Source organism: Pseudomonas sp. LS.1a, from assembly GCF_022533585.1.
Classification (GTDB): Bacteria; Pseudomonadota; Gammaproteobacteria; order Pseudomonadales; family Pseudomonadaceae; genus Aquipseudomonas.
The window spans coordinates 3576114-3591618 of the sequence record NZ_CP092827.1; the positions used below are offsets into that span (position 1 = coordinate 3576114).

Annotated in this window: 18 protein-coding genes; 2 read left to right on the forward strand and 16 right to left on the reverse strand. The window is 61.7% G+C overall.

The genetic code is table 11. The annotated features are described in order from the left end of the window. Positions 1-2 precede the first annotated feature (2 nt). The 16 genes from MKK04_RS16395 to MKK04_RS16470 form a co-directional block, all read right to left on the reverse strand. Positions 3-2828 carry a phage tail length tape measure family protein gene (locus MKK04_RS16395; RefSeq protein WP_241105703.1) on the reverse strand — a complete coding sequence of 942 codons (2826 nt, stop codon included), beginning with the start codon at positions 2826-2828 and terminating at the stop codon, positions 3-5. Between the two features lie 376 nt (positions 2829-3204). After that, on the reverse strand, positions 3205-3690 hold the full coding sequence (locus MKK04_RS16400; RefSeq protein ID WP_241105704.1) for a hypothetical protein: 486 nt from the start codon (positions 3688-3690) through the stop codon (positions 3205-3207). A gap of 57 nt (positions 3691-3747) precedes the next feature. Next, positions 3748-4917: a phage tail tube protein gene (locus MKK04_RS16405; protein ID WP_241105705.1), complete on the reverse strand. Its 1170-nt coding sequence runs from the start codon at positions 4915-4917 to the stop codon at positions 3748-3750. Positions 4918-4976: 59 nt separating this feature from the next. After that, on the reverse strand, positions 4977-5384 hold the full coding sequence (locus MKK04_RS16410; protein WP_241105706.1) for a phage tail terminator-like protein: 408 nt from the start codon (positions 5382-5384) through the stop codon (positions 4977-4979). Beyond that, entirely contained in the window at positions 5381-5767 is a 387-nt protein-coding gene (locus MKK04_RS16415; RefSeq protein WP_241105707.1) for an HK97 gp10 family phage protein, read from the reverse strand. The genes MKK04_RS16410 and MKK04_RS16415 overlap by 4 nt, the downstream gene beginning before the upstream one ends. A 2-nt stretch (positions 5768-5769) precedes the next feature. Next, the gene (locus tag MKK04_RS16420; protein WP_241105708.1) at positions 5770-6153 is read right to left on the reverse strand and encodes a glutamate 5-kinase; all 384 of its coding nucleotides are present in this window, start codon (positions 6151-6153) and stop codon (positions 5770-5772) included. A 1-nt stretch (position 6154) separates the two neighbouring features. Further along, positions 6155-6526, reverse strand: coding sequence for a hypothetical protein (locus tag MKK04_RS16425; protein WP_241105709.1), 372 nt, complete (start codon positions 6524-6526; stop codon positions 6155-6157). Beyond that, entirely contained in the window at positions 6526-6852 is a 327-nt protein-coding gene (locus MKK04_RS16430; protein WP_241105710.1) for a HeH/LEM domain-containing protein, read from the reverse strand. Before MKK04_RS16430 ends, MKK04_RS16425 begins: the two co-directional genes overlap by 1 nt. A gap of 47 nt (positions 6853-6899) precedes the next feature. Further along, positions 6900-8063: a P22 phage major capsid protein family protein gene (locus MKK04_RS16435; RefSeq protein ID WP_241105711.1), complete on the reverse strand. Its 1164-nt coding sequence runs from the start codon at positions 8061-8063 to the stop codon at positions 6900-6902. 98 nt (positions 8064-8161) lie between these two features. Further along, a complete protein-coding gene (locus tag MKK04_RS16440; protein ID WP_241105712.1) occupies positions 8162-8926 on the reverse strand; it encodes a DUF6651 domain-containing protein in 765 nt (254 codons plus the stop codon). Between the two features lie 148 nt (positions 8927-9074). Then, positions 9075-10151 carry a hypothetical protein gene (locus MKK04_RS16445; protein WP_241105713.1) on the reverse strand — a complete coding sequence of 359 codons (1077 nt, stop codon included), beginning with the start codon at positions 10149-10151 and terminating at the stop codon, positions 9075-9077. Continuing rightward, positions 10151-11530: a DUF4055 domain-containing protein gene (locus MKK04_RS16450; RefSeq protein ID WP_241105714.1), complete on the reverse strand. Its 1380-nt coding sequence runs from the start codon at positions 11528-11530 to the stop codon at positions 10151-10153. Before MKK04_RS16450 ends, MKK04_RS16445 begins: the two co-directional genes overlap by 1 nt. 2 nt (positions 11531-11532) lie before the next feature. Then, a complete protein-coding gene (locus tag MKK04_RS16455) occupies positions 11533-12813 on the reverse strand; it encodes a terminase large subunit domain-containing protein (protein WP_241105715.1) in 1281 nt (426 codons plus the stop codon). After that, positions 12788-13435, reverse strand: coding sequence for a terminase small subunit (locus MKK04_RS16460; protein WP_241105717.1), 648 nt, complete (start codon positions 13433-13435; stop codon positions 12788-12790). Before MKK04_RS16460 ends, MKK04_RS16455 begins: the two co-directional genes overlap by 26 nt. 469 nt (positions 13436-13904) lie before the next feature. Further along, positions 13905-14174, reverse strand: coding sequence for a hypothetical protein (locus MKK04_RS16465; protein WP_241105718.1), 270 nt, complete (start codon positions 14172-14174; stop codon positions 13905-13907). Continuing rightward, the gene (locus MKK04_RS16470) at positions 14174-14485 is read right to left on the reverse strand and encodes a hypothetical protein (RefSeq protein ID WP_016711287.1); all 312 of its coding nucleotides are present in this window, start codon (positions 14483-14485) and stop codon (positions 14174-14176) included. Before MKK04_RS16470 ends, MKK04_RS16465 begins: the two co-directional genes overlap by 1 nt. Before the next feature lie 94 nt (positions 14486-14579). Here MKK04_RS16470 and MKK04_RS16475 point away from each other — a divergent pair, with 94 nt between their 5' ends. Next, positions 14580-14765: a type II toxin-antitoxin system HicA family toxin gene (locus MKK04_RS16475; protein WP_241105720.1), complete on the forward strand. Its 186-nt coding sequence runs from the start codon at positions 14580-14582 to the stop codon at positions 14763-14765. Between the two features lie 45 nt (positions 14766-14810). Next, a complete protein-coding gene (locus MKK04_RS16480) occupies positions 14811-15233 on the forward strand; it encodes a type II toxin-antitoxin system HicB family antitoxin (RefSeq protein ID WP_241105721.1) in 423 nt (140 codons plus the stop codon). Positions 15234-15505: the final 272 nt, after the last annotated feature.

Below are 15505 nucleotides of genomic sequence, written 5' to 3' on the forward strand. Positions count from 1 at the left end.
GGTTAATCGCCGGGTCGTTTCCACCCGTAAGCGCCCTCCCCAGCGTTCACTACATCGCCGTAGCCTGACGCGAGCTGACCAGCAACCTCTTGTACGGCCCGGTCAGTTGCCTCCCTGATAACGAACTCAAGGTCTCCGTTAGGCATGCGACGCTGCTCAACCTGAGCGCTGGAGTGGTTCTGGATGTAGATGTTCTGCTGTATGCCGGATGCCCCGGACCGTCCTGCCTGCGTAGAGACAACCGACCCCGCCCCGCCGGCCACCGATACCCTCTCGTTCGAGTTGATCGCATTCAGGGTCGCGTCAAGCTTTCTTGATGTTTTCGAGGTGACTACACGCTCGCCCTTTTCCAAAAGCCACGTCCCAGTTTTTGGAACCGAGTCAATACCATCGTGAGCCATGCCGGCGACGGAGTTGATCGTGGCCATGAAGCTACCTGCCGACCCGAGCGCTGAAGCTGCTGCTGCGGGAGCCGCGAATGGACCGACGATTGGTATAGCTGCGGTAGATGTGAAAGCGTTCAGGGCGGCCATTGCAACCTGAGCAGTACCCCACTGGATCAACATCCGTAAAGCGCCCGAGGCGAAAGTGGCGGCCAAATCGGACATCGACAGCTTCCCTGTCGTGACAAAGTTGTAGATGGAGTCGGTCATTCCATTGAAGGCACCAGCAAACAAGGCCTGCGTCTGCCCGGCGATGTCGCGCGCCTGGTTGCCGAAGTTCTGCACTGCGGCCGTCCAGCCGTTGATTGGGTTCATGATAGCGGCGTCGTACTGAGCAAAGCCGTTTTGCAGAGCTGCCAATCGCTTCGGCAAGAACTCGTTTTCCTGATCGATCTCTTTCTGCAGTTCCTCCCGCTGTTTGGCGGTCGTCGCATTCGCGAGCTCGGTTCTAAGCTGCTTGATGCGGTCGTTGGTTTGCTGCTCGAGCTGGATACGCTTCTGCATCCTTTCGAACTGCAGGTCACCCATACCGACGCCGGCCGCTTCAAGGCTGTACTGAGCACGGTCATTGTCCAGCTGCTTTTGGAGCTGCGCCCGATACTCCTCGGCCTGGGTCAGGCCCTTGGCGCCCTTGATGGCGGCGGCGTAGTTGATCGACGCCTGGGCCAGCGCCTTGCTGTACTCCTCCTGGGTGATCTTGCCCTTGCTCAATGCTAGGTCGAGCTGACCCTGCTCCTTTGTCAGCGCCCTGGCGGCCTGGGCGGCTGGATCGTACTGGCCATACAGTCGGGCGAAGGTGTTTTCCGCCTCAGCCACGCCACGGTTGACGTTCTTCGGCGCGTTCTTCTTCGCCTCGCGGGCCTTGATGTCCGCGATTTCCTGCTCGATGTTCTTGCGGGATTTGGCGTACTTCTCTTCCTCGGCAGCGCTGAATCCGCCAGCGGCAATGGCATCCTTGCGCGCCTTGTCCAGGTCCGTCAGTTCCTTCTGGAGCTTCTGGGTCTGGGTCAAAGACGACTTGTAGGTCGAGTTGATCAGGTCGATGCCCTTCTTGCCGGCATCCTGTGTGGCCTTGTTGCTGGCATCCTGCGCAGCCTTGGCGGCATTGTTTGCCAGGGCCGTTTGCAGCTGCTTGAGCCTGGTTTCTAGTCCTCGCAGGGTCTGGTCGTCATCGCCCGCGAAGAACCCGATGATGCCCCCTTTGCGCTGGGCAATCAGTTTCTCGGTGTTGGCGATTTGGTCCTCGATCGTCTGATCGCGGCCAACGTCGAGCATGGCATCCCAGGCCTTCTTGGCCGCCCCGGTGATGGACTGCCACGCGGACTCCAGCGTGCCCAGGTTGCGCTCAATCTCCCCTGCCCGGCTGTTGATGGCCTCGGCGTACAGGCCGGCCGCCATAGCCGCAGCGTCCATCGTCTTGCCCTGCTCCTGCAGGGATTGGATGTTGGCGTATTGCGATGCGGTGAGGATGTTCAGCTCGCCATCGAGCTTCTTGATGGCCTCGACAGGGTTCTTGCCGATCTCGTTGAAGGTCTGGACGACCTCTGTGATATCCCGGCCGGTCTGCTTCGACCAGGCCAATGAGGCCTGGGTGATCTCCACGTACATGCTGCGCAGCGGATTGCCGGCGGCGGCCAGTTGGGTGAGGACCCCGGCGGCCGCACCAACGGTTCCGCTTGATGCCGCCACCTGATTGGCCATATCGGCAAGTTGGTTGGCGCTCAGGCCAGCAGCATTCCCACTCTCGATCAGCGCATTGGCGAAGCGCTCAGTCTCTTCAGAGCCTTGGTAGTAGGCAACAGCAAGCACGCCAGCAGCTGCTGCAGCCGCAGTGAACGGGTTTACCAGGCCAGCGATGTAGCCGCCCATGGCTCTTGCAGCCGGGCCGATGCCGCCAAACATGTCCTTGAGCTGGCCGCCCTGCTGAAGCAGAACAGTGAGCGGCGCCTGCCCTGCCTGTAGGCTGACCGCGATGTCGGTGAATTGGGCAGGCAAGCCACGGAGCGCTGCGTTGTAGGCCTTTGCCGACATGCCCGCCCTGTTCATGCCATCAGAGGTCTCGCCGAGAGCATCGCGCATCGTGTTGATGCGCTGTGTGTACTCGACGAATGTGTCGCTCTCGACGATACCGGCCTTTTTGAACTTGGCCAGCTTCTCCTGCATGTCATCAAGGCGACCCAGCGCGGCTGTCGTCGGGTTGATCTGGCCAAGCAGCTGGGATAGCGCCCTGCGCTGATCTTCCAGGCTATCTGATACGCCCTCTGCCGAGGCTGCTGCGGCATCACCGGCCCGCTCCATTTGCTGAAGCGATCCTGTCAGGTCGTCAGCGTTGCGCTTTGCTCCGCGCGAATCGATCGTCACCGCAAGGCGTGATTCCTGCGCCATGTGATCCTCCGGCGTCAACGCCTCTTGGGGTTGTTTTTGGCCTCAGCTTCGGCCTGGGCTTTCTCGTTCTGCTCCTCCCAGTGCTTGCGGAACTGGTCATCGAGGGCAAAGACGGCTGCGTCTAACTCTTCGCGGCATATCGCAGATGGGTAGCGGGCGAGGTATTCGGTGATGGCCGAAGGCGGGATAGGCGCCGGAGCGCCGACCATTCCAACGTACTGCCGGGAGCGGCTGATGTAGGCGTATGCCTGAAGGACCTCGGCGGTTACGCCGTCGATCTCGGGCGCATCAGGAACGCCGGAGCCAAGTCGCTCATGCTTCCAGCGCTTCTTCTCGTTGCCATCGCCGGCCCACTCACGCCCCCACAGGTATGCCGCTACTGCTTTTCCGCAGTGGCTGCGGCCTTCTCCTCGACGCGGCGGGCGATGTCGGTCGCGGTGCGCAGGGCCAGGAAGTAGACGCCGGGGTACTGTCCGATCAGGGCAATGCAGAGATCGGCGCTGTACTTTGCCGGCACGCCGGGAGCTTCCTCGATATCCACGCCCTTCCAGTCTTTGATCAGGTGCTTGGCCGCCAGCTCGACGAACAAGTCGTCATCAGTTTCAAGGGCGACATCCGGGATAGAGTCCAGGCTGAATGCTGCGGTGCCAACCATGGCCTGCTGGTTGATAGCGGCCAGATGGCGGTTGATCAAAGCCTGGTGAGACTTGTAGAGCGGGTTGGCGATAGAGCCAACCAGGACGGCAGCGGTGTCTTCGCCCGCCTCACACTTCACGACGACATTTCCAGGCTCAACCTTAAAGTGCACCCAGCGCTCGCCGTTGGTGTCCAGTTCAGGCTTTTTCTCGATGGTGATGCCCATGGTATTCCTCTGCGGTAAAAGGCCCGACGCACACCGCAGGGCGCGCCGGGCAAAGGGTTAAGCGGTGACGGTGACAGCGCAGGTGTCGGTCTTGGTGCCGTCTGCGGCGCTGGTCGCGGTGATGGTGGCGGTACCCACGGCCAAGCCGGTGACAAGGCCGGTCTCGCTCACGCTGGCGATGGCCGGGGCGGAGCTGGTCCAGGTGACCTGCTGGCTGGCACCGGCTGGAGTGACCACGACTTCGAGGTCGCCGGTGTCGCCCACTGCCACGCTCAGGGTGGCCGGGGTGACATCCACGGCGGCCACAACGATCGGCGCCGGCAGGCGGGTAATGGTCGGAGCCACGCGGCGGGCGGTGTAGTTCAATTCCACCTGGATGATGTCGGTCGAGCCGCCATCAGGCCAATCAGCGGTAACTTCCATCTCGGGGATCAGGAACTTGTAACCGCCGTCGGCGTTGCCGATAGTGAACTCCAGGCTGATAGCGTCGTTGGTCTTCTGGGCCTTCCACAGCTCGTAGGCCATTTTCGACCAGCTGATGGTGATGGCGCCGGAGGGGGTAAAGGTAGTGGCAATGATGTTGCCTGGGTACGGGTTGCCATTGCCGATGCAGCGCTGGGTCTGGACAGCGTTATCGAACTGCAGGTTGAAGCTGTCGACGCAGGCGTTGTCCTCGCCCACCTGGACGCCATTGATCTTCAGGCCGCTGATGTCCTTGAAGCTGAATCGGCGCTGGCTGGCCTCGGGCTGGGCGTTGATGATGAACGACGTGTTGTCGCCCTTGTCATCCCAGGACCGCGCGGCCATGGTCGTGGTGACCGTGACCTCGTTGTCGCCGGGGAAATCGAAGTTCATGGTGGCGACTTGCACGCCTCGAGCGATGGCCGAGACGCCGATGTCGGTCGCGTAGGAGGCGATCGAGAAGGTGATACGGTCATCACCCATGGTGAGCTGGTTGCTGGACCAGTTGCTGCCGAAGCAGGAGGCCATGAACTCGTCCAGCGCGCCATAGCGCCATTTGGTCTCGATGTCGCCGCCCACATCCACGGTAGTCTGGGCAGTGCCCTGCGACATGCGGGTGAAGCCGATCTCGTTGTTCTCTTCCGAGTTGAAGGTCGGCATCAGGCCATTGCTGATGCGCGTCAGCACGTTCCAGTCGCCGGCCGGCGTCACGCCGGGGGTTACTTCTTTGATCCAGGCCAGCTGGACCTTGGCTCCGCTCGACATGCGGTTTCTCCTATCGATAGGCGTAAAAAAACCGCCATGTGGCGGTGGATGTTGCGGGCTCAGTAGGCCCGGTATGGCACGCTGACGTTGACCTGGTACCACCCATGGCCGTCATCGCCGATCGTGCTGGCCGAGGCTGCGTGGCATTCGAACGGCCCGGTCGGGTCGCTGTAAAACTCGAAGTGCTGGACCAGGGTATCTGCGGCCTTGGTGATCGCCAGTGTGCCCTTGTTGCTGGGCACGAACAGCTGAACCATGATGATGCCGGTCCGGCGCACGCATGGGCCAATGCCGACCTCTGGTGTACTGGCCAAGCCAGGAACGTCCGCCAGCCTAGCCCAGATGGGTTTGCCGGCCGGGTCGAACGGGCCCTGTGGGTTGTTCGGGTAATCGACAGCCGATGCTGGAATGCCCGCCCACTGCGCCATGCGGCCAGTGACGATGGCTCTGATCTGTTCGAAGGTCATGAGTAGGCCTGCGAGACGCTGTTGAACGACACCGCGTAGATGCCGGCGGGGGCCTGCTGGGAGTGCCCATCCTCAAGCGGTACGGCGTATGGGAGGTTGTTCTGGATGAACACCTGCGTGAACGGTTCAAGCCCGGTCATCACCCTGACGCCCTGCTGGATGGTCTCCGAGCCGGTGGGGTCGACATTCACGCTGCTGGCGTACACGGGCGCGCCCACGCTGACGATGTTGTTACCCCGGAATCGCCCAGTGTCGACAGGCGACCGCAGCACGATTTCGTTGAGCATGGCCAGGGCAATGACGCGCACGCGCTGCGTCAGGGCTTCTTCGACCAGGCCGGTGAACAGGCTTGGCGGTGTGCTCCATCCCCTGCTCTTGGCCATGGCTACTTCCTCAGCTGCAATCGGTAGGTGGCTGAAGCCGGGTCGGAGCGCACTGATTTGACCAGGTAGACCACCTGCTTGGAACGGTCCATCAGGTCGGGCGCGGTGATTTTGTGCCCAACGTCCGGGGTATCGGTAACCTCGTTGGCAAGCGCGGTGAGGCGTAGGTCGCCGACCAGGATGTTCACGTTGTCGATCCGGCTATCTTCGTAGCGGGACAGCACGCCTCGGCCCGTGTACATCACTGGCTGGGCTGTCGTGGTTTCGTTAACCGGATCCCACGCACCTGGCCCCATATATTCGCCGGTGAAGGCCAGCACCGCGTCGGACAGGTCCGTATTGAACGCCTGGGCCAGGTCGGCCTGCAGTTCATCGCGAAGTCCCATATCAGCCCCTCACAATCTTGGTCTGGCCGCTGCTGCTCAGGTAATGCGCCAGCAGCGCCAGGGCGAACGACTCGCCAGCGCTGATGGTGCGGGAGGATTCCGAGTAGGTTTTGCTGCTGGAAACCCCGTCAGCGTTGACCGACTTGCTCAGCACGCCGGTCTCCTTGCTGCCGTAGATGTTCCCTGCCGCAGCCTCCCGGGCAATCTCGGCGCCGGCCTGAATGACGTCGTCCGGCACGGGGTCGAACTCAGGCAGGCCGAGATTGGTGAGCCAGGTGTTGGCCATCAGCACCGCCCGGGCCTTCTGGTCGTCGGGCGCCCAGGTAGGCCCAAGCAGGGCGTCTACCTGCTCGACGGTGATGTAGATGGTCATTACACGGCCTCGTCCAGCAGCTTCTGGAGGTCTTCCAGGGTGACGGCGGCAGCGAAGTCGACGCCTTTCTCGGTCAGCTTGGCCTTCAGGTCGTCAGCCTTGGCAGCGTCATCGAGCAGCTTCTGAAGCTCAGGCTTCTTGGCCTTTTCATCGAACTGAATGCCCTTCGCGGTCAGCGCGGCGCGGATATCGTCGATGGTCGGGGCCTTCTTGGGCTTCTCGGCCTCGTCCAGCAGCTCATGGAAGTCCGGATCGAAGTCTTCCTCGTTGATGTGCACGAAGTCGCCCTGCCCTTCGCCCCACGGCTTCACCTTGATCAGTTTCATGCGGTTCTCCAGCGAAAGCTAGGGGCCCGAAAGCCCCGGCAGGTTGATCAGCCCAGCAGGATGCCGGCGTGTTCTGGCTTGACCATCTGGCAACCCCACGCCATGGCGATCTCGAACTGCATCTGGCGGTACTGGGCGTACATCGACACCTCGAAGCTCAAGCCAGTCAGCGGATCGGTCACGATCATGCGGTCGATGGCCGAGTCGCCTTGAGGCGGCAGCGCCGGGGCGCGGGTAGCCAGGGCGATGGCCGAGCGGGCGAAGAACATGTTGCGAGCGCCGCTGGCCGCCAGAGTGATGGCGGTGGCAGCGGCCGGGATGGCCTTCATCAGGCCCGGTGCAGCCAGGGTGATGGTGCCGCCACCAGACACATCGGAGTCACCGGCCACGACCAGGTACTTGTTCGGGTCGCCCGCGAAGCTCACTACATCGCCAGCCAGGATCGTGCCGGTACCGGCCGAGGCCAGGGTGATGGAAGTGGCGCCAACGGCGTAACCCGCGGCGTTGGTGGTCGATGCCGCGCCGGTGCCCGCAGTGAAGGTCTTCACCTGGGCCGACTGGCGCAGGGCCAGGCCCTGCAGGCGGTCGGTGATGCCATTGCGCAGCATGTCCTCGCGGCCCGACTCGTTCACCTTGAACAGGACCGACTGCTTGCCACGCAGGTTGGCCATGGCCGCGGTACCGAGCACCAGCTGGAAGTCCAAGCCTTGGGCGCCGTTTTCTTCGAGGATGCGCAGAGCGCCGGCGGAGTCGCTCAGATCGGCAGCGGTGCCGAACGGTGCGGTGCCTGCGGTGCCGTAGGCGCGGGACGCCTTCAGGTGCAGGGCTGCCAGGTCAGATTCGATCTCGTTGACCAGGGTGCGCATACCCTGCTGGATCTGCTGCGACAGGATGACGTTGTACGACGCGCCGTTGTTGTCCAGGCCTCGCTTCTCTTCGCCGTTCCAGCGGATCGGTACGCGGCGGGCCTTGGTGATGGTCATCGCAACGTTGCCGATGGTCTGGTCACCGTCGTTCGGCGGGGTGACCGCCGGGGTGATGTCGGTGGCCATGGCGGCCGGAGTCACCGGCGACATGACGGTCTGGCCGACCTCGGCGCGATCGTAGGTCATGTCGGAGGTGACGGCAGGGATGAAACCGACCAGTTCGCGGGAAACCACGTCCAGGGCGTTGTACAGGGTTGGGATCAGGCCGGTGAGGGTGTTGGCCATGGTGATACTCCTAAGGGATCGATGTTTGAGTTTTCAGACTTCCGGGCCATCCGACCCAAGCACCGATCCCCATCCGGGGACCGGCATGTTGTCTGGCGTCATTCGGTGACGACGCCACCTTCACGCGCGAACGCGGCCTGCCCCGCAGGATCAAGGGCGTTCCAGTTCGTGCGCGACATGGATTTCTTCCCTGCCGGCACATTGCCCGGCTGTGCACCGCTGCCGTTTGCACCGGATGCCTTCAGGATGTGTGCCTTGTGCGGGTAGGCATCCACCAGCAGCTCGATTGCTTCGTCTGCGGTGGCGAGTTCGCCCGGGCGGGCGCGGGAGAACAGCTTTTGACCGTTACTGTCGTAGCCGACGACCTTGCCGTCTTCGACCTTGAGGCTGTTGCCGAAGAGGGCGCGAGCGATCTCAACGCCGGCCGGGCCTTCAGCGGCGAATTTCTCGGCGATGAACTTGGACGAGGAGAACGCACCACCGATGAGATGGTTGTTCAGCTGGCCTTTGAGGCTTTCATTTTCCTTGACCACTGGGGCGTACTTCTCTTCGAACGCCTTCACCGCCTCGTTCTTCATCCGCTCGACTTCGCCGGCATCGACCAGCTTCTTGTCGTCCAGGTTCTTCACGGTGGCCAGGGCCTTGATGGCGGCAGCAGGATCGGTGATGCCTTCGAAGCCCTTCAGGGTTCCTTCAGCAGCCTCGGCGCGCTCACGGTGAGACTTGGCCTCAGCGTTCAAGCGGGAAATGGTGTTGACGGTACCAGCGGCATCGAATGCCACCTCCTTCCCGTCGTCGTGCACATACACCGGCTTGCCGTCTTGAACAACTACGTGGCCTTGGTCGTCGAGCTTCAGTTTCATGCGGTTCTCCGGGCATCCGCCCATCTGCGCGGCATCCGCCGCTGTGCGCCCCTACCCATCCGGGTTTCAGGCATGAAAAAGCCCCGCACTGGGCGAGGCTATGAAATTGCGCGCCACGAAATGGCGCTTTGGTGTTTTGTGGCGCGGGTTACAACAGGCGCTCCCGGAGCTCATCGAGCGTCAGGAACTTGCCCTTGTCGTTGTAGAAGTCCTGCAGCTTAAGCTTGTCCTGGCGCAGCAGCTTCCCCCGCTCCGGGCCAAGGATCTCGTCCTGGCGGGCGGCAGGCTGGCGTGCAAGCCATTGCGCGTACGTGGTCTGCTGCGGAACCTGCCCGTCCATGCTTGCCCGGGTCGCCGCGTCACTGATCCCCAGCGCCAGGGCGCTCTTGAGGATCGGCAGCTTGGTCGACCGGCAGCAGAAGTGAATACGGCCAGGGCCAGCGAGCCAAGGCACCTTGTGCCCGATTGGCCGGTAGGTGCCCAGCGTGTACGGCAGACGGTCACGAATTCGGCAGGTCGTCGATGTCCGGTTATCCAACGTGCTCAGCCATTCAACGTGGCTGATGATGTCGCTGTTGGCTTCGAATGCCTTGTCGCTGGCTGTTTCCGCTGTGCTGGACACCGCGGACCGGACGACAGCCTCCACCTCGCGCCGGGGCTTCTGCAGGATGCCGTCAGCGTACTTCTCCGCCTTGGTGCCCATAATCTGCCGGACGATCTCTGGCGTCGTGCGACCTTCAAGCACGCCAGACCGCACGGCATCGCGTATCGACACAGCGCGGTCCGTCTCGATGCCCGCCATCCATTCGCTGAGCAGCCGCCCCTGGAAGGGTCTTGCCAGCGCTATGGCACGCACCTGGCTGAACTCGGCCACGGCAACGGGGAAACGGGCTTGTACAAGCTCTGGGACAGCCGCTGTCAGCGCGCCCGCCTGAAAGGCAATCTCGTAGCTGGCCACGCCGTCAACAACGCCAGTGAGCGCCTGCTGCAGGCTCAGGAAGGTAGATTGGTTGATGCGCAGAACGGGGGTCAGTGCGGCATCGATTTCGGCAACGGATGCGCCCGCCCCCAGGCTGTCGAGCGCCGAAATCAGCGCGGCGCGCAGTTCAGGGTCCGAGCTATTCAGGATCTTGATGATTGCCACAACCTGGCTGTTGCTCAGCCTGGCCAGATCAACCTCGTGTCCGATCAGATCGTCCAGCAGCTTCTCGTTGGCCGTTTTCATCAGATCGCTCCGAGGGCTGGGCCTTGAGACCCGATCCTTCCGAGCTCTTCAGGCCATTTGTACTCGTCGCTGATCACGCCACGACGCTGCATCTCGGTGAAGAGGGTTTCGTGCGAGAGCATGCCAGCGTTGGCCATGGATACCAGGGTAGGCAGCGAGACCTCCGGCATGTAGTCAACGTCGAAGTTGCCGCGCATCTCGACAGTGCCACCGTCGCCCAGGCTGCGGTAATCGGCCATGTATTGGAGCAGCTGCGCCAGGCAGTCGCCGAACTGGTGCGCCATGCGCTCCAGCGGTGATAGCTCCTGCGCCGCATCCTCCTCCGCCTGCGTGGCGGTCTTGGTCGCCACCTTCTCGGGCGTGAGCAGCTTAGCCCCGGCCATCCGCATCTCATCGATGAGATCCTTCAGGGCGGTGCGGCCGGCCTCGACAGCCTTGCCGGTGTGCTCGACGTACTTCATGTCGCCGTTCATGGGCAGGTCAGTCAGTGCGCCTACACCAACCTTGAATTCAGTGGGCAGCGGCTTGCCCTGATTGTCGTACTGCTGCTGCACGCCGATCCGGGCCAGGATGGGCACACGGATGACATGCAGGATGTTGTCCTGATCGCTCTGGCTCTGCCAGTGCTTGACGTTCAGGTGGGCCAACTCCATCAGTGGCGGCTTGGCCGTCATGAAGCCGGTGCGGCCTGTGTAGAAGGTCACCCAAGGGATGACAGGCAGGCTCGTGACGCCTTTGTCGTGCACCGCCCACTCGCCAGCCTTTTCGCCCTTGCGGTAGATGCGCCAGGAGCCTGGCTCAAGGACGCGGATCTGCTCGACGCACTTGGCGCCAAACTCGCCATCCTCCTCCTCTACCACCTCCTTGTATCGGACCATGGTCAGAACGCCACCCTTCGAGCGCCATCCCAGCACCTGCTCGGCCTTCACCAGCACCGCGTAGGGGCGAACGCCGGCGGCTTGCTCGTCGGCCTGGGTGCGCACGCCTTCAACCCTGGCATGATCAACGAAGGCATGGCACAGACCATGGCTCAATCCCTCACCGAAGAAGGCGACCGACCACGAGTTGAGGTCATTGCCAGCATTGTCGATGTTCTTGACCATCTCAGCGATCTGCGCCGGAACGTCGTCGCCCAGCTGCAGCGGTTCGGCAAAGACCCGGGAGGTCATGTTGCCGACCGTTTCCGAATAGGCTGGCAGCAGCGTGGACAGCGCCAGGCGCTCCTTGTACACGCAGTCATCCTCCGCCGGGTACTTCGGCAGCAGGCAGGTGCCAGCATCGCGCATAGCCTGCGTGCCAAGCATCAGAGGGGTAATCCGCTCCCAGTACACGCGCATGGCGTTGACCGCTGGCAGCGTGGCGTCGGGGCTGTTGGACATGGTCACACTCTCAGGGTCTGGGTCATCATCAGCATCACGTTGATCGGGAATCGCTGGACGACGAAGTAGCCGAATGCGTCGGCAGGGTCTTCGGTGCCGTCCTTTGCCGGCTCGCCGTGTTCGTTGTATGCCTGCTGCTCGAGGATTTGCGTGGTCTGCGGGCAGCGGTCGGTGTTGATGAGCAGCGATCGCTCACCATGGCCGTTCAGGAACTGGGCATTGACGGCCAGCACCCTGTCACGGACCAGTGGGTTCGAGGGGTTTACCTGAACCCCGAACCCGGCCTGACGCAGCAACGCATGGTCCGACTCGCTGCCGTTGACACTCTTGCGGTTCTTGCCGCTGGCATCCGGGTAGATCGTGATGCTGCGATCTGGGTACCGTGCCTTGATCGCCGCGACCATCGCAGGTGTATCGAACAGCTTGGTGAACTCGTCCAGCATCAGCGCCCTGCCCTCGCGCATCACGAACACGCAAGCGGCCATGCGGTTGATGTTGAAGTCCATGCCGATGTGCAGCGGCTCGCCCGGGCGAATCACCTCGTCCGTGTGGTTCAGCCGTCGGCAGAAGTTCGGGTAAACGCAGCCTGAAGTCAGGTTGACGAACTTCCCGTCGATGTACGCGTCCACCAGGTTCGCTGGGTAGGACTTGCGCAGCGATGGGATGTAGTCGAGCGGCAGGTTCTTGGCGTTGTCCCGCGTTGAGGCGTGGACGATGCCGTACAGGCCGGCCTGCTCAGGGTCTTCGGCGATCTCGCGCACGAACTTGCGATAGACCCAGTTGAACCCCTCTGGGGTGGTGGTCACATCCACAGTGTTCTCGCTGCGACTCGGCCAGACGGTCGACATCCGCGCAATGATCTTCTTCCATGCGCTGTCGGCCTTCTTGATCGGCATGCAGTCGATCTCATCCACCAGGGCATGGGCGATGTTGAAGCCAACAATCTTGTGCGGGTGCTCCATGCTCTTGCAGATGATCGTGGACAGGCAGCGGCCTATCCGATCGCGAAGGTGGACGCGCTTGTTGCTTGGCACGATGTCGGCAACCAGCCCGAAGGCCTCAGCTACAGCCGGAATCGTGTCGTAGAAAATGTCCGCGATGTGCGGGTAGGTCGGGGCGAAGTAACCCTGAGGCAACCCAGGATTCTCAAGTGCGTTGATGCACATGCGCACGCAGCCGACGAAAGTCTTACCGCTACGGTATCCGCCCACGAACGCGGAGAACTTCTTCGGGTGCTTGATGAACTCGAACTGCGGCTTATTCAGCTTCAGGGATGCTTGCATCTTCCACCCCGATAATCACCTGCTTCGGCTCAGGCAGGCCTTGATTCGGGTCTTCAAGCTCACGGCGCAGCTTCTCGTTGGCCAGTCGCTTGTTCTCAACCTCGATTCGCTTCAGCTCGACATCAAGGTCAGCGTGCCCGGGAGCACTGAACATCCCAAGGTGCCGGCCGATATCGACCAGGGCTCCCTTCTTGTCGTGCAGCTTGACCTTCAGGCCGTCGCGCCCCTGAGACACCTCAGCGATGGCGGCAGCCGTGTCATCGTCAATCTCGGTGGAGTCGATCAATGCAAGCCCGTGGTACGGCACCAAGTCTTCGGCGCCTTCATCGTCGGCATCAGCCATGCGAACCATCGTCTCACCCCAGCGGACAACCTTGCGGATGTCGCTGAACCCGATCTTGGCCAGTTCTCGAAGGACCATGTCCTGCGTGATTGCTACCCTGCCAGAGCGCGCCTCCATGCCAGCTTGAATGGCCTGCTGAATGTCAACATTTGTCAACAGGCGATTCCCGGCCTGGCGTGCAGTCTTCGCGCTGAATCCGGCGCGGATAGCGGCTTGCGTGGCATTCAGGTCGATCAGGTATTCGTCGACGAAGCGCTGCTGTTTTGCTGTCAGCGCCATATGGAATTCCTTGAGACTTAGGTGCCTCGCTTAACTTGAATTTGAAGATGCCTCCCATTGCTGCTAAGCAATGGCTTTCAACTACAGCATGGAGTGCCAACGTGGTCTCATACCCAATCTACGTAGCTCGCAACAGCTATCGTGGGAACGACAAAAAGAAGCGAGCCAAGGCTAGTCAGGACAACCAGGACGCTGCCCGGATCGAAGAAGCCTGCAACAGACTGATCCAAAACCAAACCCAGCCTATTCAGTCCTACCTATGGATGGAGGTAAGCAGAGAGTCTGGAGTCGACTACGAAACGGTGCGCCGCCTTGGTTACAGCATTGATGGAGGCTCGAACGGGTTCACCGCTTCGAAACCAGGTCTTAGCCAAGAGGAGATACGCCAAGGCATGCGAGGAAATGACTTGTAGTAGGCGCTAGATTCATCATCGCGCCACGAAACGGCACACCTCTGTTTTGTGGCGCCCTACCCCGGCTGGAACACATGGCCGCGCCGGGCGACCGCATACAGGACGATCCCCAGTTTAAGGATCACGCCGTACAGGGTGGGCACATGGCCGTTCATGGCCAAGACGAACGCGCCGAACGCGCCGATGGCCACCAGGTAGAACGCGATGGCCAGCAGTGGCGCATCCATTGGCCTGATCCGGCGCAGGTAGTCGCACGCAGCGATCACCACCAGCACGCTCAGGAAGGCATTGGCGCCGATCAGGACTGAAATCAGGGTCGAGCTCATCAGGTAGCTCCCTTGGCTCCGAACTGACCCACAAGCGACTTCAGCACCGGGATGATGTTCATTGCCAGAAGGCCTATCAGAAAGGCCACGCCGTATTGGGTTTCTCCGCTTGTGCCAAGGCTGAAGTAGCTGATGGCGAGCGGGGTGCAGAAGACTGCCGATGCGAAGCCGGTGAAGAAGGCGGCGACCGCCTGGCCCCGGGTGAGGCCGCGCAGGAAGGTCAGCGAGAGGATCGCTCCTGCGAAGCCGCCAATGATCACGCCGTACTTCACCAGCAGGACGCCGGCAGTCGTGCTTGCTGGTTCGGCCATAAGAAATCCCTGAATCTATAAATACATCATAAATGTGTTGTCATACACCATTTATGGTGCATACTGAACTCATCAACCACACAGCGGAGGGCAGATGAAATGTAACGAGTTCAAGCGGTGGCTGTTGGCAAGAGGGGTAGAGGTTTCGAAGACGGCAAAGGGAAGTCACTTCAAACTCTACTTCAACGGCAAACAGACAACCCTTCCCAACCACGGGGCCAAGGAAATGGCCGAAGGGACTAGGAAGGCAATCATCAAACAACTGGGCCTCAAGGATTGAGGCTCCACCCTTTGAGCTCGACTACATCTGCCCTGAGGTAACGATATGTACGACTACGCAATCAACGTGAACCAGGAGGCCGGGTCTTTCTGGTCATCGTGTGACGACATCCCAGAGGCGCACAGCGCGGGCGACACGCTCGAAGAGCTGCTGCGCCATGCTGCCGAGGGGCTCGAGGTGGCTCTGTCCATCTACGTCGATCAGCTGCGGCCGATCCCGCCTGCCTCGCCAGCGAAAGAGGGGCAGCACGTTATTCGGCTGTCCGCCCTGGTGAACGCAAAAATCGCGCTGTGGAACGCCATGCGAGAGAAAGGCATGCGGAAGGCTGACCTGTGCCGGACCTTGGGGGCAGTGCAGACCAAAGTGGATCGGCTCCTCGACTTCGAACACAGCTCGAAGATCGAGCAGGTCGAGGCAGCTTTGGCCGCGCTTGGTAAACGCCTGGTGGTGTCTGCCGAGCCGGCCTGAATTTGTGTGGGTCTTTCCCCACCTGTCCGCCGAAGACCATTGCAGCGCTGGCACCCCAATGCACCAGTCTCGCCGATCCGGTCACGCGCCACCCTGAAAGCATGTGAGGTCAGGGTGCGCGGGCTGCCGGTGTTTTCCCGTGTCACCACACTACCGGCTAGCAGTGTCCAGGCTGTCCCGTTAGGGCCTGCCCTGGCTGCAGTTGCGTTTCTTGCAGGAACAAAAATCCCGGCGCTTGGCCGGGACTCTTGAGGCCCTCTTCGGGCAATAAA